Origin of the sequence: Campylobacter sp. 10_1_50, from assembly GCF_000238755.1 — a bacterium.
Lineage (GTDB): Bacteria > Campylobacterota > Campylobacteria > Campylobacterales > Campylobacteraceae > Campylobacter_A > Campylobacter_A concisus_R.
Window position 1 is genome coordinate 627,760 of sequence record NZ_JH414887.1, and the last position, 16,887, is coordinate 644,646.

Annotated in this window: 16 protein-coding genes and 1 other RNA gene; 3 read left to right on the top strand and 14 right to left on the bottom strand. The window is 40.7% G+C overall.

Annotated features, from left to right (window positions below):
• The first annotated feature begins 25 nt into the window (after positions 1-25).
• Together mqnF and sppA are read left to right on the top strand one after the other, a co-directional pair.
• Positions 26-1,243 (top strand): aminofutalosine deaminase family hydrolase, encoded by a 1,218-nt coding sequence (gene mqnF, locus HMPREF1019_RS03180; protein WP_009294224.1) that lies wholly within the window; start codon positions 26-28, stop codon positions 1,241-1,243.
• A complete protein-coding gene (gene sppA / locus HMPREF1019_RS03185; RefSeq protein WP_009294225.1) occupies positions 1,231-2,094 on the top strand; it encodes a signal peptide peptidase SppA in 864 nt (287 codons plus the stop codon). Before mqnF ends, sppA begins: the two co-directional genes overlap by 13 nt.
• A 56-nt stretch (positions 2,095-2,150) precedes the next feature.
• On the opposite strand, the gene HMPREF1019_RS03190 is transcribed toward sppA, so the two are convergent.
• The 3 genes from HMPREF1019_RS03190 to HMPREF1019_RS03195 all read right to left on the bottom strand — a co-directional run bounded on the left by HMPREF1019_RS03190 (position 2,151) and on the right by HMPREF1019_RS03195 (position 3,882).
• Positions 2,151-2,999, bottom strand: coding sequence for a WG repeat-containing protein (locus HMPREF1019_RS03190; protein ID WP_009294226.1), 849 nt, complete (start codon positions 2,997-2,999; stop codon positions 2,151-2,153).
• Between the two features lie 88 nt (positions 3,000-3,087).
• Positions 3,088-3,447: a transfer-messenger RNA gene (gene ssrA / locus HMPREF1019_RS09815) on the bottom strand.
• A 30-nt stretch (positions 3,448-3,477) separates the two neighbouring features.
• Entirely contained in the window at positions 3,478-3,882 is a 405-nt protein-coding gene (locus HMPREF1019_RS03195) for a hypothetical protein (RefSeq protein WP_009294227.1), read from the bottom strand.
• Positions 3,883-3,967: 85 nt separating this feature from the next.
• On the opposite strand from HMPREF1019_RS03195, the gene panB reads away from it, so the two are divergent.
• Positions 3,968-4,783 carry a 3-methyl-2-oxobutanoate hydroxymethyltransferase gene (panB, locus tag HMPREF1019_RS03200; RefSeq protein ID WP_009294228.1) on the top strand — a complete coding sequence of 272 codons (816 nt, stop codon included), beginning with the start codon at positions 3,968-3,970 and terminating at the stop codon, positions 4,781-4,783.
• A gap of 87 nt (positions 4,784-4,870) precedes the next feature.
• Here the strand turns inward: panB and HMPREF1019_RS03205 are convergent, their stop codons facing one another.
• The 11 genes from HMPREF1019_RS03205 to HMPREF1019_RS03255 all read right to left on the bottom strand — a co-directional run bounded on the left by HMPREF1019_RS03205 (position 4,871) and on the right by HMPREF1019_RS03255 (position 16,810).
• Positions 4,871-5,758 carry a cache domain-containing protein gene (locus tag HMPREF1019_RS03205; RefSeq protein ID WP_009294229.1) on the bottom strand — a complete coding sequence of 296 codons (888 nt, stop codon included), beginning with the start codon at positions 5,756-5,758 and terminating at the stop codon, positions 4,871-4,873.
• The gene (locus tag HMPREF1019_RS03210) at positions 5,751-6,122 is read right to left on the bottom strand and encodes an HIT family protein (protein ID WP_009294230.1); all 372 of its coding nucleotides are present in this window, start codon (positions 6,120-6,122) and stop codon (positions 5,751-5,753) included. Before HMPREF1019_RS03210 ends, HMPREF1019_RS03205 begins: the two co-directional genes overlap by 8 nt.
• A 14-nt stretch (positions 6,123-6,136) precedes the next feature.
• Positions 6,137-7,177: an AI-2E family transporter gene (locus tag HMPREF1019_RS03215; RefSeq protein ID WP_009294232.1), complete on the bottom strand. Its 1,041-nt coding sequence runs from the start codon at positions 7,175-7,177 to the stop codon at positions 6,137-6,139.
• 200 nt (positions 7,178-7,377) lie between these two features.
• Positions 7,378-8,457 (bottom strand): hypothetical protein, encoded by a 1,080-nt coding sequence (locus HMPREF1019_RS03220; protein ID WP_009294234.1) that lies wholly within the window; start codon positions 8,455-8,457, stop codon positions 7,378-7,380.
• A gap of 23 nt (positions 8,458-8,480) precedes the next feature.
• Positions 8,481-9,491, bottom strand: a complete 1,011-nt coding sequence (gene ruvB / locus HMPREF1019_RS03225) for a Holliday junction branch migration DNA helicase RuvB (RefSeq protein ID WP_009294236.1) — start codon at positions 9,489-9,491, stop codon at positions 8,481-8,483.
• Between the two features lie 49 nt (positions 9,492-9,540).
• Positions 9,541-10,647 carry a sensor histidine kinase gene (locus HMPREF1019_RS03230; RefSeq protein WP_009294238.1) on the bottom strand — a complete coding sequence of 369 codons (1,107 nt, stop codon included), beginning with the start codon at positions 10,645-10,647 and terminating at the stop codon, positions 9,541-9,543.
• Positions 10,631-11,299, bottom strand: coding sequence for a response regulator transcription factor (locus HMPREF1019_RS03235; RefSeq protein ID WP_009294240.1), 669 nt, complete (start codon positions 11,297-11,299; stop codon positions 10,631-10,633). Before HMPREF1019_RS03235 ends, HMPREF1019_RS03230 begins: the two co-directional genes overlap by 17 nt.
• A 90-nt stretch (positions 11,300-11,389) precedes the next feature.
• Positions 11,390-12,325 (bottom strand): NrfD/PsrC family molybdoenzyme membrane anchor subunit, encoded by a 936-nt coding sequence (nrfD, locus tag HMPREF1019_RS03240; RefSeq protein ID WP_009294241.1) that lies wholly within the window; start codon positions 12,323-12,325, stop codon positions 11,390-11,392.
• Positions 12,318-12,881: a 4Fe-4S dicluster domain-containing protein gene (locus HMPREF1019_RS03245; RefSeq protein ID WP_009294242.1), complete on the bottom strand. Its 564-nt coding sequence runs from the start codon at positions 12,879-12,881 to the stop codon at positions 12,318-12,320. The genes nrfD and HMPREF1019_RS03245 overlap by 8 nt, the downstream gene beginning before the upstream one ends.
• A gap of 9 nt (positions 12,882-12,890) precedes the next feature.
• Positions 12,891-15,164 (bottom strand): thiosulfate reductase PhsA, encoded by a 2,274-nt coding sequence (phsA, locus tag HMPREF1019_RS03250; protein WP_009294243.1) that lies wholly within the window; start codon positions 15,162-15,164, stop codon positions 12,891-12,893.
• Positions 15,165-15,466: 302 nt separating this feature from the next.
• Positions 15,467-16,810 carry an anaerobic C4-dicarboxylate transporter gene (locus HMPREF1019_RS03255; protein WP_009294244.1) on the bottom strand — a complete coding sequence of 448 codons (1,344 nt, stop codon included), beginning with the start codon at positions 16,808-16,810 and terminating at the stop codon, positions 15,467-15,469.
• Positions 16,811-16,887: the final 77 nt, after the last annotated feature.

Sequence of the window (16,887 nt, forward strand, 5' to 3'; positions counted from 1 at the left end):
CAATAACAAAAATTTAAGGCTAGAAATGGAAATTTTAAAAGCAAAAAAGATCATCACTGGCGGAGAAAATCCAAAAATTTTAAGAAATTCTTGTCTAGTCATCGATGATGATAAAATTTTAGAAATTACAAGCGAAAAAGAGGCGCAAAAGAAATTTAAAGATGCGAAAATTTGCGACTTTGGTGAGAGCGTGATAGCCCCAGCGTTCGTAAATACACACGTTCATTTGGAATTTAGCTCAAACGTTAGCACACTAAAATATGGCGACTTTATAAAATGGCTTGGCTCTATCGTCGATAAAGGCGGCGAGCTAGCTAAAATGGACGCTAAAAAAGCGATGAATGAAGCCATAAATTCGTTGTTAAAAAGCGGAGTTTGTGCCATTGGCGAGATATCTAGCTTTGGCTCGGAGCTTGAAATTTTAGCCGCTAGCCCACTAAAAGTCGTGCTTTTTAGTGAAATTTTAGGATCAAATGAGCAGATGATCCACCAAAATTTACAAAATTTCTTAGCCAAATTTGAAAAAACAAAGGGCTATAAAAGCCAAAATTTCACCCCAGCCATCTCGCTGCACTCGCCCTACTCTGTGCATCCAAAGCTCGCCAAAGCCGCCATTGAGATAGCCAAAAAAGATGACTTGCTAGTTAGCACGCACTTTTTAGAGAGCAAGGCTGAAAAGCAGTGGCTAGAGCACGGCAGCGGTGGCTTTAAAAAGCATCTTTTAAGATTTAGCCAAGATCCAAAGCCGATGTATGACGCGCAGGGCTACTTTGAGATGTTTCGTGAGATAAATACACTCTTTACACACTGCGTTTATGCGAGCGATTTTGATAAATTTAAGCCTCATCACAGCGTGACACACTGCGCCGTTTCAAATAGGCTACTTGGCAAAAAGGCGCTAAATTTAAAAGAAATTTTCAAAAACAACGTCAGTCTAAACATCGGCACAGACGGCCTTAGCTCAAATTTCAGCCTAAATTTCTGGCATGAGCTACGAGCCGCACTTTTTACCCACGCTAGCCTTGATCTAAACGAGCTTGCCACTAGGCTTTTTGTCGCTGCAACGCACGGGGGCGCAAGGGCGCTTAGGACAAATAACGGCGAGATAAAGGCTGGACGCGCGGCTGATATCGCAATCTATAACGACCTAGAGTGCGATGATAGCGAGCTAATACTTCAGCTCATACTTCACACGAACGAGGCTAAAAAACTATATATCGGAGGCAAAATTTGCAAATTTTAAGACTTGTTTTTAGAGGGATTTTGGGAATTTTTAAATTTATAAATAACTACTTTAAGGCGCTCATATTTTTACTCATCTTATTTTTTATATTCGCGCCAGATGGCAAGATGAAAGAGCCAAATTTAGCCCGCATAGACATCACCGGCACGATAATGGACACAAGCGAAATTTTAGATGCTCTAGAAAAAGCAAGGCTTGATAGCAATATCAAAGGCGTGCTGCTCTACATCGACAGCCCAGGCGGCGCGCTAAGTCCTAGCGTGGAGCTAGCCATGGCGGTCAAGAGGCTAAAAGAGAGCAAAAAAGTGCTCGCATACGCTGCTGGCAACATGGCGAGCGGCAGCTACTACGCTGGCGTAAATGCCGACACTATCGTAGCAAACCCAGGTGCTTTCATCGGCTCCATAGGCGTCATCATGCAAGGGGCAAACATCGAAAATTTAGCCAAAAATTTAGGCGTGAGCGAGCAGGTGGTGAAGGCTGGCGAGTATAAAGAGGCTGGCACCTTTATGAGGAGCTGGAGCAAGCAGGAGCGTGAGAGCTTGCAGGGGCTCGTAAATGACGCTTACATGCTCTTTGTAAGTGACGTGGCGGCGGCTAGAAATTTAGATATCAAGAAAAAAGACGAGTGGGCAAACGCAAGGGTCTTTTTAGCGCATAATGCCCTAAAAATGGGGCTAATAGACAGCCTTGGCAGCTATATAGACGCTCAAGATGAGCTAGCAAAAATAAGCCTCGTAGATGAGCCCGTCTGGCAAGAAAAACCGCAGCTCGAAAAGATAATGGAGAAATTTACAAAGCAAGGTATAAACTCGCTTTTTGGTGCATTTTTTGAGACAAAGCTTAGATAAAAAAGCATCCAGCCAGGGCTAAATTTAACTGGCTGGCAAAGCTTTTTATAGCTAGCTTATCTAAAATTTCCCTCGCTATCTACAAAAAGATCTCGCTCTGCTATTTTTATCAAAAAAGTAGTTTCATTTATCCTTTGAAGCACCTCAAATTTACCATAAATGCTATTTTTGATAACGACACTAAAGTTTTCATCCAAAAGTCCAAATTTATCACCTAGCCGTGATAAGTAGAAAGTGTTATTTGACCTGTCTATAACCTTATCAAACACCTCCATTATCTCATTTTTGCTTTTGTCAAAAATGACAGAGTATCCTTTGGTGTTTATATATCCGTACTTGCCATCTTTTTGAACAGGAGCAAAGCCTTCGTTAAAATAACCAACATCATCAAATTTACACTCTACGATCTGCTCACCTTTGGTGTTTATATAACCCCATTTGCCATCTTTTTCAACAGCAGCAAAGCCTTCTTTAAAGTCACGAACTTCATTAAATTTACACTCTACACCTTTGGTGTTTATACATCCGTACTTGCCATCTTTTTTAACACGAGCAAAGCCTTCCTTAAAGTTATCAGCATAATCAAATTTACACTCTACGATCTGCTCACCTTTGGTGTTTATATATCCCCATTTGCCATCTTTTTTAACCCGAGCAAAGCCTTCACTAAAATCGTCAGCATCATCAAATTTACACTCTATGATCTGTTCGCCTTTGGTGCTTATATATCCCCATTTGCCATCTTTTTCAACAGCAGCAAAGCCTTCGTTAAAGCCACGAACACCATCAAATTTACATTCTATGATCTGCTCACCTTTGGTGTTTATATATCCCCATTTGCCATCTTTTTTAACAGCAGCAAAGCCTTCGTTAAAGTTACCAGCATAATCAAATTCTAAAAACATATCCCTCTCCTTTGTTTATATGAGTTGTGTTATTTTAGTTTATATTATTTTAAAAAGTAAGTAAAATTAAGAGAAATTCAAAGTAAGATGGTGGAAGCGAGGGGGATCGAACCCCTGTCCAAAAGCAAAATCCATACAGCCTCTACACGCTTAGCAAAAGTGAAAATTTCATCTAAAAAGGCTCACTTTCCAAAACCAAAATTTAGACTAAGACTAAAATTTCAGCTAGCAAGCAGTCACATTACTAGCCTACTCTAGCTAAATTACTCGCTTACATCCTAGCTAGAATGAGACAAAGCGAGGCTCAACTGAACTTACGCAGCTTTAGCGTAAGCAGGAGCGAAATTAACGTTGTTTGCGTTTAAATTTAATTTGAGCTTTTTTACGCTTTGCTCAAAGCGACGTGCCACCGTACACACTCTGCTCCTGTCGAAGCCAAGTCGCTCCCATAAAAAATGAAATGGTTTAGTTGTATTGTTTAGTCAAGCTTTGCAGGTACGTCAATGATCTTTGGCTCAAGGACGCTAAAATACTCTAGGTCTCTCTCGACGTCGCCTTTGTATTTATGAAACTGATCGCTAATGAGCAGCAACCAATCTATAAATTTATCATTTGCTGGACCTTTTAAGCTTCTAGCCTCTTGAGTGACCTCTTCAGCTAAAGTCGTTAGTTTCAAGATCGGGTCAAGATGCATAAAACCTGCTGCTGATTTGATATTGTGAAAGATCCTAGAAAGCTCTAAAATGCTCTCCTTATACTTATCAGCTCTTCCTAAATTTATTATCAAAGGCTCTAGTAAATCGCACATCAAGGTGTAGTGGGAGAGAAACTCCTCAACTATATCATAAGAATAATCGACTTCAAGCCTTTTTAATATACCCATTTTCATGTCCTTAAGAAATTGGCGTAATTGTAGCAAAATTTTGATAAAATTGTTAGCATTATCACAAAATTTACCGGACTTAGCCATGAAAGATGAAACAATCGCAAAGAAAAAACTAACCATCAATGATATAAAAAACAAAAAAGGCGTCGAGCCTATCGTGATGATAACCGCCTACGATGCGCTATTTGCGAAGATTTTTGATGATTACGCTGATGTTATCCTTGTTGGCGATAGCTTAAATATGAGCTTTAACATGCAAGAGAGCACGCTAAGTGCTGACATGAACACCATGCTCTATCACACAAAGGCCGTTTGTGCCAGTGCTAAAAAGACTTTTATCCTAGCTGATATGCCATTTGGCAGCTATACAAACGAAAAACAAGCGATCAAAAATGCGATGAAATTTTTTAAGCAGACAAATGCCGATGCAGTAAAGCTTGAAGTTGGCATGCATCAGGTAAATTTAGTAAAACGCCTCTGTGAAGAGGGCATAAACGTGATGGCTCACATCGGACTAAAGCCTCAGTTTTATAAATTTGAGGGCGGATATAAGATAAAAGGCAGAAGCGAGCTTGAGGCAAAAAGGCTAGTTGAAGAGGCTTTGGCGTTTGAGCAAGCTGGTGCGTTTGGCATACTGCTTGAGGGCACACTTAGCAAGGTAGCAAGCGAGATAACAAGGCAGGTTCGTGTGCCAGTTGTGGGCATAGGCTCTGGGGCGGACGTCGATGGGCAGGTGCTTGTCTGGTCTGATATGTTGGGATTTTTCGAGGACTTTAAACCTAAATTTGTCAAGCGCTATCTTGACGGAGCCGCTCTTGTGCGAAAAGGCGTGCAAAGCTATGCTGGCGAAGTAAAAAGCAAAATTTTCCCAAGCGAAGAGTTTTCGTATAAGGGTTAAATTTATACTCCAAGCTTATAAAGTAGCCCATAAAAACTCTGCAAAAAGCTCTAGTAGCACCAAAGCGCTAGAGCATACTTTTTAAATTTAAAAAAGCTCTTCTGATTCAAGATAATTTTGCGAGATGTTTCGCTCTTTTTCGTCGGTATTTACATGAAGGACGTAGTAGCCTATCTGCGTGTTGCTAGCATCAAGTAGCGGCACAACGCAAAAATAGTGCGTCTTATATACGTAAAATTCATATTTTTTAAGGTCGATATCACGCAAAATTCCAACTATATTTAAATTCGCACTGCTTAAATTTTCGATGTAATAATCGCTTAAAATTTGATCACTCGGCACGCTTTTATGTGCTGGCATCTTATCTTTTGATAGGAGCACAAAAAGGTCTATGCCTTGCGTTTTATAAAAATTCCCAAGTGAGTCGTAGTTTAGCAAAACCTCGATGCTACCGATGTTTTTGCCCTCATGCATCACATTTGAAACAGCCCTTATATGCACCCCCGCATACCACGCCTCGATGCCAACCATGGGCTTATTTTGCCGTCTTGACTCTTGGACTAAAAACCTACCACTAGCGATCATGTCGCCATATCTGTTTAGATCCCAGCTTCTTACGTAGCTTTTTAGATCTTTGTCATAAAGATGAAGTTTGATGTTGTTATACATCGACGCTGCACCAAGAGTTTTGGTTAAATTTTCGATGTTTTTTACGCACTCATCGCGGTCTTGACCCAGCAAACACATCTGTATAGACTCATTTTGAGCAAGCAAGATCGAGATCGCCATTGATGAAAATTTCGCGTCATCAATGCTTTTGTTTAGCTGCTTTACGTGATAGTCAAAAAAGACGCGCATATTGTTTTGCTTTTTTTCAGCCATGTATGAGCTATAAAGAAAGTAAAAAAGGCTACCAAGCAGCGCAAAAACGACTAAAACGATATAGATATTAAAATATTTTTTATATTTACTCAAAACTAAGCCTTAGTTTTTCTTCTAAAAATTTAGCAAACTCATCAAATTTAGGCAGCTTAAGCTCGCTTTTTCTTTTGGGGCTAGCCCAAACGCTATCTGGAAAAAACGCGTCCTTTTCAAATCTCGCAATGACGTGAATATGCACGTGTGGTACGTAGTTTCCAAAGCTTGCGATGTTTATCTTAGTTGGTTTATAAAACTCAAGCATCGCCTTTTCAGCCACCAGCATCGCTTCAAAAAGCCTAGCTCTACTCGCCTCATCACAATCACTTAGCTCGCGGTAGGGCTTAGCTGTAAAAATTTTCACCCACGGAAGCTCGTTCTCTTCGCGCTCAACTCTTATAAATTTATCTTCATATATCATTTTTTGCCCCTATTTTATACGAAATTTCTCTCTCGCAAAAGCGTGTAAAGCTTGATCGTTGAGATAAAAAATGTCACGATCGCAGGTCCAAGTATGACGCCCCAGAAGCCAAACGTCGTGATGCCAGCGATCATCGCAAAAAAGATGAGTAGCTCATTTATCTTTGTTGGTATCTTGACTAGTTTTGAGTTTATAAATTTAATGACAAGCGGCTTTAGCAACGTGTCAGCGCCAAATGAGATCACGATGATGGTGTAAAGCGCGATCGTGATAGCGGCTGCTGTGTTGCCATTTGCAAACTCATAAATGCTAATAGGCGCCCACGCCAAAAAGCCACCAACGACTGGGATGAGTGAAGCGAAGCTAAAAAAGATGCCAGTTAGCACGCCGTCATAGCCGTAAAAACTGGTGACAATGGCAAATAAAAAGCCCTGGATGATCATATTTGCGATGGTTGAGTAAAAAACGACGCCCATCACGTTGCCAACCTCGCTAAGTATCGACTCAGTGTCCTCTTTTTTAAGCGGAAGCGCCTCTTTTAGGTAGCTTATAAGCTCGTTGCCATAAAGGTTGCAAAAGAAGAAAAAGACTAGGATGATGATCATATCAACGCCAAATTTAAGGCTTAGTTTGCCTAAATTTGCAAGATTAGCAGCGACTTGCGAAAATAGCATCTTGATATCAAGCCCGCCTATAAATTCCTTGATCTTTGGCTCTAAGAAATTTATCGACTCTGGCAGGCTAAAGTCGTAGTTTTTGATAAACTCGATCGTCTTTGTGACGTTGTTTATATCAAAGCCAGCTGCGTATTTCGCGATCTCGATGACGGCGTAAAGAAGCGGCGCGATAAATAGGCAAAGAAGCGCAAATGTCGTAAGCCCTGAAGAGAGCGTTTTGCGGTTTTTAGTAAGCGTTAAAAATGCGATCTGCACGTTTGCAACAGCCACAGCAAGCAGCGCTGCGATAAAAATGTCAAGTAAAAATGGTTTAAAAAGATAGACCACCAAAGCCAAAGCGCAAAACGCAAAAATTCCAAAAAACAGCCTATTATTCATCTCGCTCCCTTAAAATGGGGTAATTATAGCAGATTTATCAAAGCTACTCATTTGCTTGATAAATTTACTAAAACGCTTTGGTGCCAAATTTGCAAAGAGCAGGCTTTTGGCATTTTTAGCCTGCCACCGCTTAATAAATTTAGATAAATTTATGCCTTACGTAAATTTTCTAGCTCGAAAGCTCCTATAAATTTAGCCTTTTACGTGCACTGAAAATTTGCTCCGACAACCTCGCACTCATCACAAATTTGCATATAAATAGTGCCCTCGACATCCGCCAAAGCACCAAAAGGAATTTGCGCTAGATATTTCATCGTTTTAGCGCATTTTGGGCAGGCTAGATGCTCGCTGTCTTGCAGCCACTGCGGATATCCACCAAGCAAAATTTCACTATCTATCATATATGAGTAGTGAGCGCAAACCTCGCTGGCTAGCTCGAAATTTTGCCCATCAAGCACCGCCACAGCCTCTCTTACATAGTCTTCACTCTCGCCCTCGCCCACTACCTCTGTTTGCACGCTTTTGCCGTCGTTTTGGCAAAAGTACTGCACCAAGCCAATGCATGTCGGGCAAAATTTAAGCACAGCGTCATTTTTAAGCTCTAGCCCAAATCGCTTTAGGCTCTCTTTTTTGATAGTGAGTTCCAGCATCTCGCCGCTACAAAATTTACATTTTTCATCATTTGCAGCTTTAAATTTAACGCTTGCCTCTGCGCTTTGGCTTGGCTCGCAGGTAACGCACTTATCAAAAACAAGGCTTCTTCTCTTGCCACTGATATCAAAACTCCAGCCAGCAGTCTGAGCATATGCGTCAGTGTCGGCATAAAGCTTCGTCTTCCAAGGCTTTGACGCACCATAAAGCCTAAAAAATAGCTCTCTCACCACCTCATCTCCCTGCCATGCAAGTGCTGATAGGATGTGATTTAGCTTGACTATATTTTCTTCGCTTGAAAGCCTCTTTATAAGCTCATCTCTGATCTTTATTGAAGCCTTTTTGTAAATTTCAGGTGGGTAGTACCCGCTGTTTTTTGTCACTTCTTCGATGATCTGCTCGTCGCAAATGCCGTGCAGATAAAAAATATATGTGAGGTCGCTGTAAATTTCATCATATTTATATAGCTCGTCAATGTGCGCAAGGATATCTTTCTGCCTCTTTTTGATCTCATCTTCGCTTAAGCCCTCGTAAAACTCCAGCTTCTCTTTTTGCCTACACTCATAGCAGATCCCGTCAAAGTAAATCGTCCTTTGCTTGCACTTAGGACAAAGATGTGGCTCGCTCATTTTTGCTCCAAATTTAAATTTCGCTACTCAAAAAGCCCTTTTTCGATGTCGATCTTGACGTTAAAGGTTTCAAAGCACTTCGCACTAGCGATCCTGCCCTTTGCGGTGCGCTCGATAAAGCCATTTGCAAGCAGATATGGCTCGATGACGTCCTCAACCGTGCCCTCGTCTTCGCTAAGTGCCGCTGCGATCGTACTAAGCCCCATAGGACGGCGCCTTGCTTGCATCAAAATTTCTAAATACCTAATATCCATCTCGTCAAATCCAAGCGAATTTACACCAAGTGCGTTAAGTCCCTCTTTTGCTCGCTCGTGGCTGATGATTAACTCGTCATTTACCTCGGCAAAGTCGCGAATTCGCTTTAATAGTCTAAGCGCGATCCTAGGCGTGGCACGTGAGCGTTTGGCGATCTCAAGCGAGGCGTTTTTGTCACACTCTTTGCCAAGCTTGGCTGAGGCTATCTGCACGATACGACTTAGCTCGCTGCTTGTGTAAAACTGCAGCCTAAAGTCCATCCCAAAGCGGTCTCTTAAAGGCGCTGAGATCATGCCAGCACGCGTCGTTGCGCCAATTAGCGTAAATTTTGGCAGGTCTATCTTGATAGTCTGAGCAGCCGGCCCTGAGCCTATGATGATGTCTAGCCTAAAATCCTCCATCGCAGGGTAAAGCACCTCTTCGATAGCTGGGCTTAGGCGGTGGATCTCGTCGATAAAAAGCACGTCACCCTCTTGTAAATTTGTAAGGATCGCAGCAAGATCGCCACTCTTTTCTATCATGGGAGCCGCAGTCATTTTGATGCTTACGCCCATTTCGTTTGCGATGATGTGAGCAAGTGTGGTTTTACCAAGTCCTGGAGGACCGTAAAATAGCACGTGATCTAGGCATTCGTTTCGCTTTTTGGCTGCTTTTATAAAGACGTCTAAATTTTGCTTGATCTTTTCTTGCCCGATATAGTCTTCAAATTTTGTCGGTCTAAGCGAGACTTCAAAGTCATTTTCAAAGCTTACTTTTTCGATTTCAACGATTCTATCCAAAGTTTTTCCTTCTAAATTTAAGGCTTCATTTTACGCTTTTATACTTAATCTAAGCTCGTTTAAATTTATAGTAAAAGGTGCTGCCTTCATTATAAACGCTATCAACGCCGTATAAAATTTCATGTTTTTGACAAATTTCACTGACGATATTTAGCCCAAGACCAAAACCGCCTTGAATTTCATCCTCTCTGACGTAGCGCTTCCAGACCCTTTTTACGTCCTTTATCCCCTTGCCAAAGTCCTGCACAATAAGATTTATGCGCTCACCTTCAAGCTCTAAATTTACTATTATCTCGCTCTCTTTTGGGCTGTATTTTATGGCGTTTGTGATGGTGTTATCGATGATGCGCTGAGCTTCGACCTTGCTTAGCATAGCAAATGCCTCGCTTGCTAAATTTGTCTTTATCTCGATGTGCTTGACATCAGCCACGCTTGAGAGAAATTTCACTCGCTCTTTAACGTATTCGCCTAAATTTAGCCTCTCAAGTGGAAATTTGATGTAGCCTCGTTTTATGAAGTACTCGACATCTTCGTAGGTTATTTGCATCTGTTTTAGGGCATTTTTGATGCGGGTTATATACTTGTTTTCAAGTCCAAGCATCTCAAGGTTCATGCCAGCTACGCCAAGTGGGGTCTTTAGCTCGTGCATGGCGTCGTTAAAAAAGTTGTTCATATACTTTTGAAACTCTTTATAAGGCTTGACGCTACTTAGATATAAAAAATATACGATAAAAAGCACTGCCACAAGGATGACAAGCAGCATGATGGCTGTTAAGAAGATGTTCTTTTTATTATCAAGCTCCTTTTCTACGACGATGTAGTAAGGGGTCTTATCTTTTATAAAAAAGCTCTTGTAAAAAAGATATCCACCCTCTTCTAAGGTTACAAATTTAAAACTGCTTGGCTCTTTGCTAAGTGTTGAGATGACTGGTTTAAAATTTACGTCATAAATCGCAAATTTATACTTTAATGAGCTAGCTATATTTTCGTTTTTGAGAAATGAATTTTTGATGATGGTTTCATGCTTCATAGCGCCAAAGAGAGCCTTTGAACTACTATTTTTCTGACTTAAATTTAAGATCACAAAGCTTTGAAAGCAAAAGAGCGACATTATGACAAATGTCGCTATGATCTGGATCTTAAAGCTCTTGTGCATCTATCTTGTAGCCTATGCGCCTCTTTGAGATGATAAAGTTATTGTTTGTCTTGTTTCTTATCTTTAAAACGTGCATCCTTATATCAGCGCCCTCGATCTCTTTGTCGTTCCAGACAAGATCTCTAAGCTCCTCCATGCTGACGTAAGAATTTAGATGTGAGACCAAACACTCGACCAAAGCGACCTCTTTTGCGCTAAGATCAACCATCTTGCCATCTTTAAGTAGCACGCGTTTATTTAGGTTGAAGCTAAACTCGTCATTTATCTTTACTATGTTTTTATCGTCAGTGCCATAGTACTTTCTCATAAGCTCAGCAACTCTAAATTTAAGCTCAGCTAGCTCAAATGGCTTTTTTAGATACTCATTACAGCCAAGCTCGTAGCCAATCGCCATATCATCGATATCAACTAAAGATGTCGTTATCATGATAGGAGCGTTTGGATTTAGACTTCTTATATACTTGATGACCTCGTGACCATTTACTCCAGGCACTTTTATGTCAAGTATAAAAAGGTGATAGAAATTTTTCTCTATCAAGTCGCAAGCCTCTTGACCGTCGCTCACCGCTGTAACTTCATAACCAAGCGTCTGCAAAAACTCACAGACGCTCTCTTGAAACCCCAAATCATCTTCTAAAAGCAAAATCTTCAAAATGCTCTCCTAAAAAACAAACTTTAATAAGATTTTTATCTATTGTAATACTTAATAGGTAAATTTCAAATTAAAATTCTTTTTTAAGTATTAAATAAAAATTTGTCCTGCATAGACTATGTAATATCTTAGCAAAAAGACGCCACAAATGACTAAAATAGCGTTTAGCACGGCAAATTCGCGTTTGAAATCATGCACCTTTAAAACGCTTAAGTCTAAAATGATAGGCACAGCCATACCAAGGCCTATGACGCCGATATAAAACATCAGCCCAAGTGAATTTGCGCTAAGTGCGTTTGCTACGCTCTGCGCACCACTTGCGCTTACACCTTTTACAACCATGAAAAGAGTGACTATCAGCAAAAACTCAACTATTATCGCTAAAAAGTCAAATTTTAATAAAAAGTGTGCAGTTTGGTTTTGCGCTCTCTTTTCATCTTTTAGCACACCAAGAAGTAACGTAAATGCACCAGCACAGCTTAAGCCAGAAACTAAGAATAATAGTGGCAAAACTGGCGTGTTCCAAAGTGCGATCTTGTGAGCTGCGCTTAGCAAGAAGCCTGTATATGCGCCAACGCCGATGCCTAAGATGAAAAGTAAAACTCCGAGCAAGCCTGAAATTTTACTAGCCAAATTTGTAAGCGCGTCAAAAAGTGAAATTTTAAGCATTGCTATCTCATTTTTAAACGCACCAAGCGCGTATATAACGCTAAGAGGCGTATAAACTAGAAGCAATGCAACGCCTATTGACATAACTGAGTCAAAGTTGTAAAGCAAGAGTATCCAGTAAAAGCTAAGCGGCTTGCCAAGATCAACCACCAAAAGAGCAAGTCCAAGGACGATCGCCACTGGAGCGATAAGAGCGGCTGCTTTAAAGTAGTAGTTATCCTTGCCAAATTTATTTGAGATAAGCACAGCAACGATGCTAGCACCTGCACTAAGTCCTGCTAAAAATAGATAAAAAGCTATCGGCCAGCCCCAGTAAATTTCTGTGTATTGAGCTAGGCTTCCTGACATGTTATTCATGGTGTGCTCCTTTTGTATTTGCGATCATCGCAAGTGAAGGTTTTGTGTTTAACTCCGCTTTTGGCAAGTAGTATTTGCTCTCTTTTAGTTTCTTTGAAATTTTAGAGTTTTCATCATTTACGTCGCCAAAAGTTAGGGCATTTGTAGGGCAGACGCTAACACAAGCTGGGTCTTTGCCCTCTTCTAGCCTGCTCTCATAGCAAAATGTGCATTTGCCTATCTCGCCATCTGGCAAGACGTAGCGAGCGTCGTATGGACAGGCTAGGATGCAGTACTTGCAACTAACGCAAATTCTGTGATCAAGCAGCGTCACGCCATCAGCCGTTTTAAAGCTAGCGCCAGTTGGACAAACCTCAACACAAGGTGCATCTTCGCACATAACACAGCTTTGACGTAAAAAGTCAGTCTTTAAATTTGGAAATGTCCCGCTCATCTTTGCATGCACCTGCAAGCGGTAAAGTCCCCTTGGCACGTTGTTTGCACTTCTGCAAGCTACCGAGCAGCCTTGACAGCCGATGCATAAATTTTCATCATGTATCATCATATATTTTTTCATTTTCTATCCTTACGCTTTACTTATGCTAACGCCAACATTTGTAACCATAGTCGCAGCCACTGGACCCTCAGCTGGATCAAGAAGCACGCTTGTGTTAAGCCCCACGTGATCTATACTCTTAAGGCCTGGCGTGATGTGTCCAAAGCCGTGATAGATAAAGAGCGTATCTTCTCTAATGCCCTCAGTCACCATAAGCTTGCCCTTTTGCTCGCCAAATTTATTTTTGACCAAAACCATGTCGCCGTCACGTAAATTTTGCTTTTTAGCGGTGTTTGGATTGATCCAGATAGGGCTATCGCTCATGAGGTCATTTAAAAATGGAACTGCCTGAGTGTGGCCGTTGGTATGAATAGGCGTTTTGCCGCAAGTCAGGCAAAGCTCGTGTCCGTCAAATGTGTCCATATCTTTGTCATTTAGCGCGCCATATCCTGCAAACTGTGCCTCAACGTCAGGTAAAAATAGCTCTATCTTGCCGCTTTTTGTTTTAAGTTTGGCCATATCGTCCATTAGCCCATTTTCTCCTACAAATTTAGCAGCGACTGGATATTTAGCGACAAATTTATCGATCATGCCTTTTTCCCTAAACAAAATTCCCGGCTCATCCCACGTGATAAAGCCATCTTTTTCTAGTGCGGCAAGTAAATTTACATCTCCGCCAGCTTGCTGCATCCTAAACTCGCGTATGTCGTTCCAAGTGTAAAGCTCATCTATCTTCATGCGGCGTGCTAGCTCTCTAAAGATAAACGCCCCATCTTTCGTATCGCCAACTGGATCAACGACTTTATTTCTTATCATATAAGCTGGTTTTAGACCCGACTTATCCTCTATGCCCTCGTCGCGCTCTAGGTAGCTGCTCTCAGGCAAGATGACATCAGCAAAGGTCGCCATATCGTTTAGATAGACATCGCTCACTACGATGAGCTCAAGCTTCTTCATCGCCTCTATGCTCTTCATCGTCTCAGCCACGTTTATGAGGTGGTTAAAGCGGATGTTAAACCACCCTTTTATGGCGTAAGGCTTCTCGTTTAAGATAGCGTTATCTATATCCATCAAAACGCCATGTTTTCTGCTTACAAATTTATGCGCTCCAGCCTCGCCAGCGAAGTCTAGTCTAGTGACTTTTGGCACTTTAAATTTCTCATCTGGGTTTTTAAGAACTGGAAATTTATCCTCACCAACTAGTTTGTTAAAGGTCTTTGCATTTTTGCCACCAAAAAGACCGCCCTTAACCTCCCAGTTGCCCATCATCGCATTTGCCACCATTATAGCTTTTGTTCTCATATACTCAGCTCTTGTGGTGGTTGTCTTATGCCCAAAATCAAAAATAACTCTTGGAGCAGCTTTATAAATTTCATCAGCGATGCGTCTAACATCACTTGCTTTTATGCCAGTGATTGTCTCTTGCCATTCAGGCGTTTTGCCCTCTACGCTTTTAACGATCTCATCAAAGCCAGTTGTAAATTTTTCTATAAATTCTTTATCGTAAGTGCCATTTTGTATCCAAGTGTTGATAAGTGCTAGCACAAAGGCAAGGTCAGTGCCTGGTTTAACTGGTAGCCACTCATCAGCCTTTGAAGCTACAACGCTAAATCTTGGCTCAAGCACAAGTAGCTTTGTATCCTTGCTAGCTGCAAATTTAGCAAGCTTTTTAGCATCAGCTATGACGATGCCCTCAAAGAGGTTGTGACCAAAATTTACAACGTATTTTGCATTTGCAAAGTCTCTTTTTAGCTTAGCGATGCCATACATCTGCTCGCAGACCATTTGGTAGGTGATCGGACAGCATGAAAAGTGTGAAAAGCAGTTTGGCGAGCCATAAGCTGAGGCAAAATTTACCATTAGCTTGTGTGTTTGCGAGCTTTTACAGGTAAAGACAAAGCTTTCAGGGCCATACTTTTGCTTGATATCAAGCATCTTTGAGGCGACATAGTCAAGCGCCTCGTCCCAGCTAACCTCGCGCCATTTATTTTCGCCTCTCTCGCCAGCTCTGATTAAGGGCTTTTTGATCCTATTTTCATCATAGAGCTGACTTAGTCCTGAGCCACCCCTTGCACAAAGAGAGGTAGCCGTGCCGCCAGCTTTTGGATTGCCACTTAAAAAGCGAACTTTGCCATCAACGACTTTTGCTTCGATAGGACACCTTGAAGAGCACATCTCACAAAAGCTATGAACATGCTTTTCGCCTTCATTTGCAGCACCTTGCAAAGCACCACCTGATAGAGATGATGCAGCTGCGCTAACTCCTGCACTGAATTTTAAAAATTCTCTTCTATTTAAGCTCATCTTTCTCCCTTTAAAAGAAATTTTACTTTTGTTATTTTATTATTTAAAGATAAAAGTAAAATTAAATTTTATTTAATAATTTTTTTTAATTTTAATTTTTTATGATATGTGAGATTAAATATCAAAATAGAGCAAATTTTAAAAATGATAAATTAAGGAGGATTAAATTTTAGTGCGATTTTTGTGTGATTTGTAAAAATAAAAAATTTAAAATTTAAAAAGAGATATTATTTAAGAATTTGATATAAAAATTGAAAATTTAAAGTGTGTTAAAAAAGCCGAGAGAGATCTCGGCTTAAGTTTTATATAAGAACTGGAGCTACTATAAATCCAAGGATAACTGATAATGCAACCATTATAGTTCCTGGGATGAAGAATGAGTGGTTAAATACAAATTTACCAACTCTTGTAGTTCCTGTATCGTCCATCGCTATCGCACCTAGTGTTGTAGGATATGTTGGCAATACAAATAGACCAGAAACTGCAGCAAATGAAGCTACAAGGATCCAAATTTGACCTGAATTTTCAGGGCTAGTCATACCAAGAGCAGCAGCAACAGCAGGCATCATAACCTTTGTTGTAGCAGCTTGTGAGTATAGCAAGCAGCTTAAGAAATAAAGCGCAACAGCTAGGATAAATGGATACTGAGTAACGAAGTCTTTTGCAACCTCTTTGATAGCGTCAAGGTGTCCATTAACAAATGTTGTACCAAGCCATGCGATACCAACAACGCAGATGCACGCATTCATACCACTTTGGAAAGTGCTAGTTGATAGAAGTTTGCCTGTCTCAACTTTGCAAGCTACTGCTATCGTAAAGCCGATAGTTAGCATAAAGCTAATGATAGCTGCATCTCTTGAAAGGATAGGTTTTTCTACAAGACCTAAGCTCTTTGAAATGCATAGTGCATAACAAACTACGATCAAAACGCCAATCGCAAAGATAGCGACTGATCTTTTTGCGTATGGTTTTGGCTCGTGATATTCAGCAGCTTTAACCTCTTCAACCAAACCTTTTGCAAGTCTATCTTGATAGATAGGATCTTTTGAAAGGTCAAGATCGTAAAATTTATTGATGATAAACGCAGTGATAATCATCGCTACAAATGTAGTTGATATACAAATAAATAGCAACACTGGATAGCTAACACCTAGCTTTTCACATAGACCACTCATAGCAACAAACGCAGCTGAGATCGGGCTTGCAGTAATCGCTACTTGAGAAGAGACAACTGAAAGCGCAAGTGGAGCTGAAGGTTTGATGTTTTGAGTTTTTGCAACCTCAACGATAACAGGGATCATAGAAAACGCAGTGTGTCCAGTACCTGCAAGGATAGTTAAAAAGTAAGTAACTATCGGAGCAAGAAAGTTGATCTGTTTTGGATTCTTGCGTAAAATTTTAGTTGCTACTTGAACTAAATAATCAAGTCCGCCCGCAACTTGCAAAGCTGTGATCGCTGAGATAACTGAAGCGATGATCAAGATAACATCCATAGGGATGTCTTTCATATCGACTTTCATACCAAGCAAAGCAAGCACAACAACGCCTAGACCACCTGCGTAGCCAACGCCCATACCACCTAGTTTGACACCAAGATAGATGCCGCCAAATAGGACTATAATCTGTAAGATCAGCATTATATCCATCGAAAACTCCTTTATTAAATTTTATTACTAAAATCACCACTTAAGCGTGCCAGAATTTTGGCACGCTTTTAATAATA

Bases quoted from the DNA above. Each gene is read 5' to 3' on its own strand.
- HMPREF1019_RS03210 (WP_009294230.1), bottom strand. From the start codon at position 6,122: ATGATATATGAAGATAAATTTATAAGAGTTGAGCGCGAAGAGAACGAG.
- HMPREF1019_RS03255 (WP_009294244.1), bottom strand. From the start codon at position 16,810: ATGGATATAATGCTGATCTTACAGATTATAGTCCTATTTGGCGGCATC.
- HMPREF1019_RS03220 (WP_009294234.1), bottom strand. From the start codon at position 8,457: ATGAGCGAGCCACATCTTTGTCCTAAGTGCAAGCAAAGGACGATTTAC.
- HMPREF1019_RS03245 (WP_009294242.1), bottom strand. From the start codon at position 12,881: ATGAAAAAATATATGATGATACATGATGAAAATTTATGCATCGGCTGT.
- panB (WP_009294228.1), top strand. From the start codon at position 3,968: ATGAAAGATGAAACAATCGCAAAGAAAAAACTAACCATCAATGATATA.
- mqnF (WP_009294224.1), top strand. From the start codon at position 26: ATGGAAATTTTAAAAGCAAAAAAGATCATCACTGGCGGAGAAAATCCA.
- HMPREF1019_RS03230 (WP_009294238.1), bottom strand. From the start codon at position 10,647: ATGCACAAGAGCTTTAAGATCCAGATCATAGCGACATTTGTCATAATG.
- HMPREF1019_RS03190 (WP_009294226.1), bottom strand. From the start codon at position 2,999: ATGTTTTTAGAATTTGATTATGCTGGTAACTTTAACGAAGGCTTTGCT.
- nrfD (WP_009294241.1), bottom strand. From the start codon at position 12,325: ATGAATAACATGTCAGGAAGCCTAGCTCAATACACAGAAATTTACTGG.
- HMPREF1019_RS03215 (WP_009294232.1), bottom strand. From the start codon at position 7,177: ATGAATAATAGGCTGTTTTTTGGAATTTTTGCGTTTTGCGCTTTGGCT.
- phsA (WP_009294243.1), bottom strand. From the start codon at position 15,164: ATGAGCTTAAATAGAAGAGAATTTTTAAAATTCAGTGCAGGAGTTAGC.
- HMPREF1019_RS03195 (WP_009294227.1), bottom strand. From the start codon at position 3,882: ATGGGTATATTAAAAAGGCTTGAAGTCGATTATTCTTATGATATAGTT.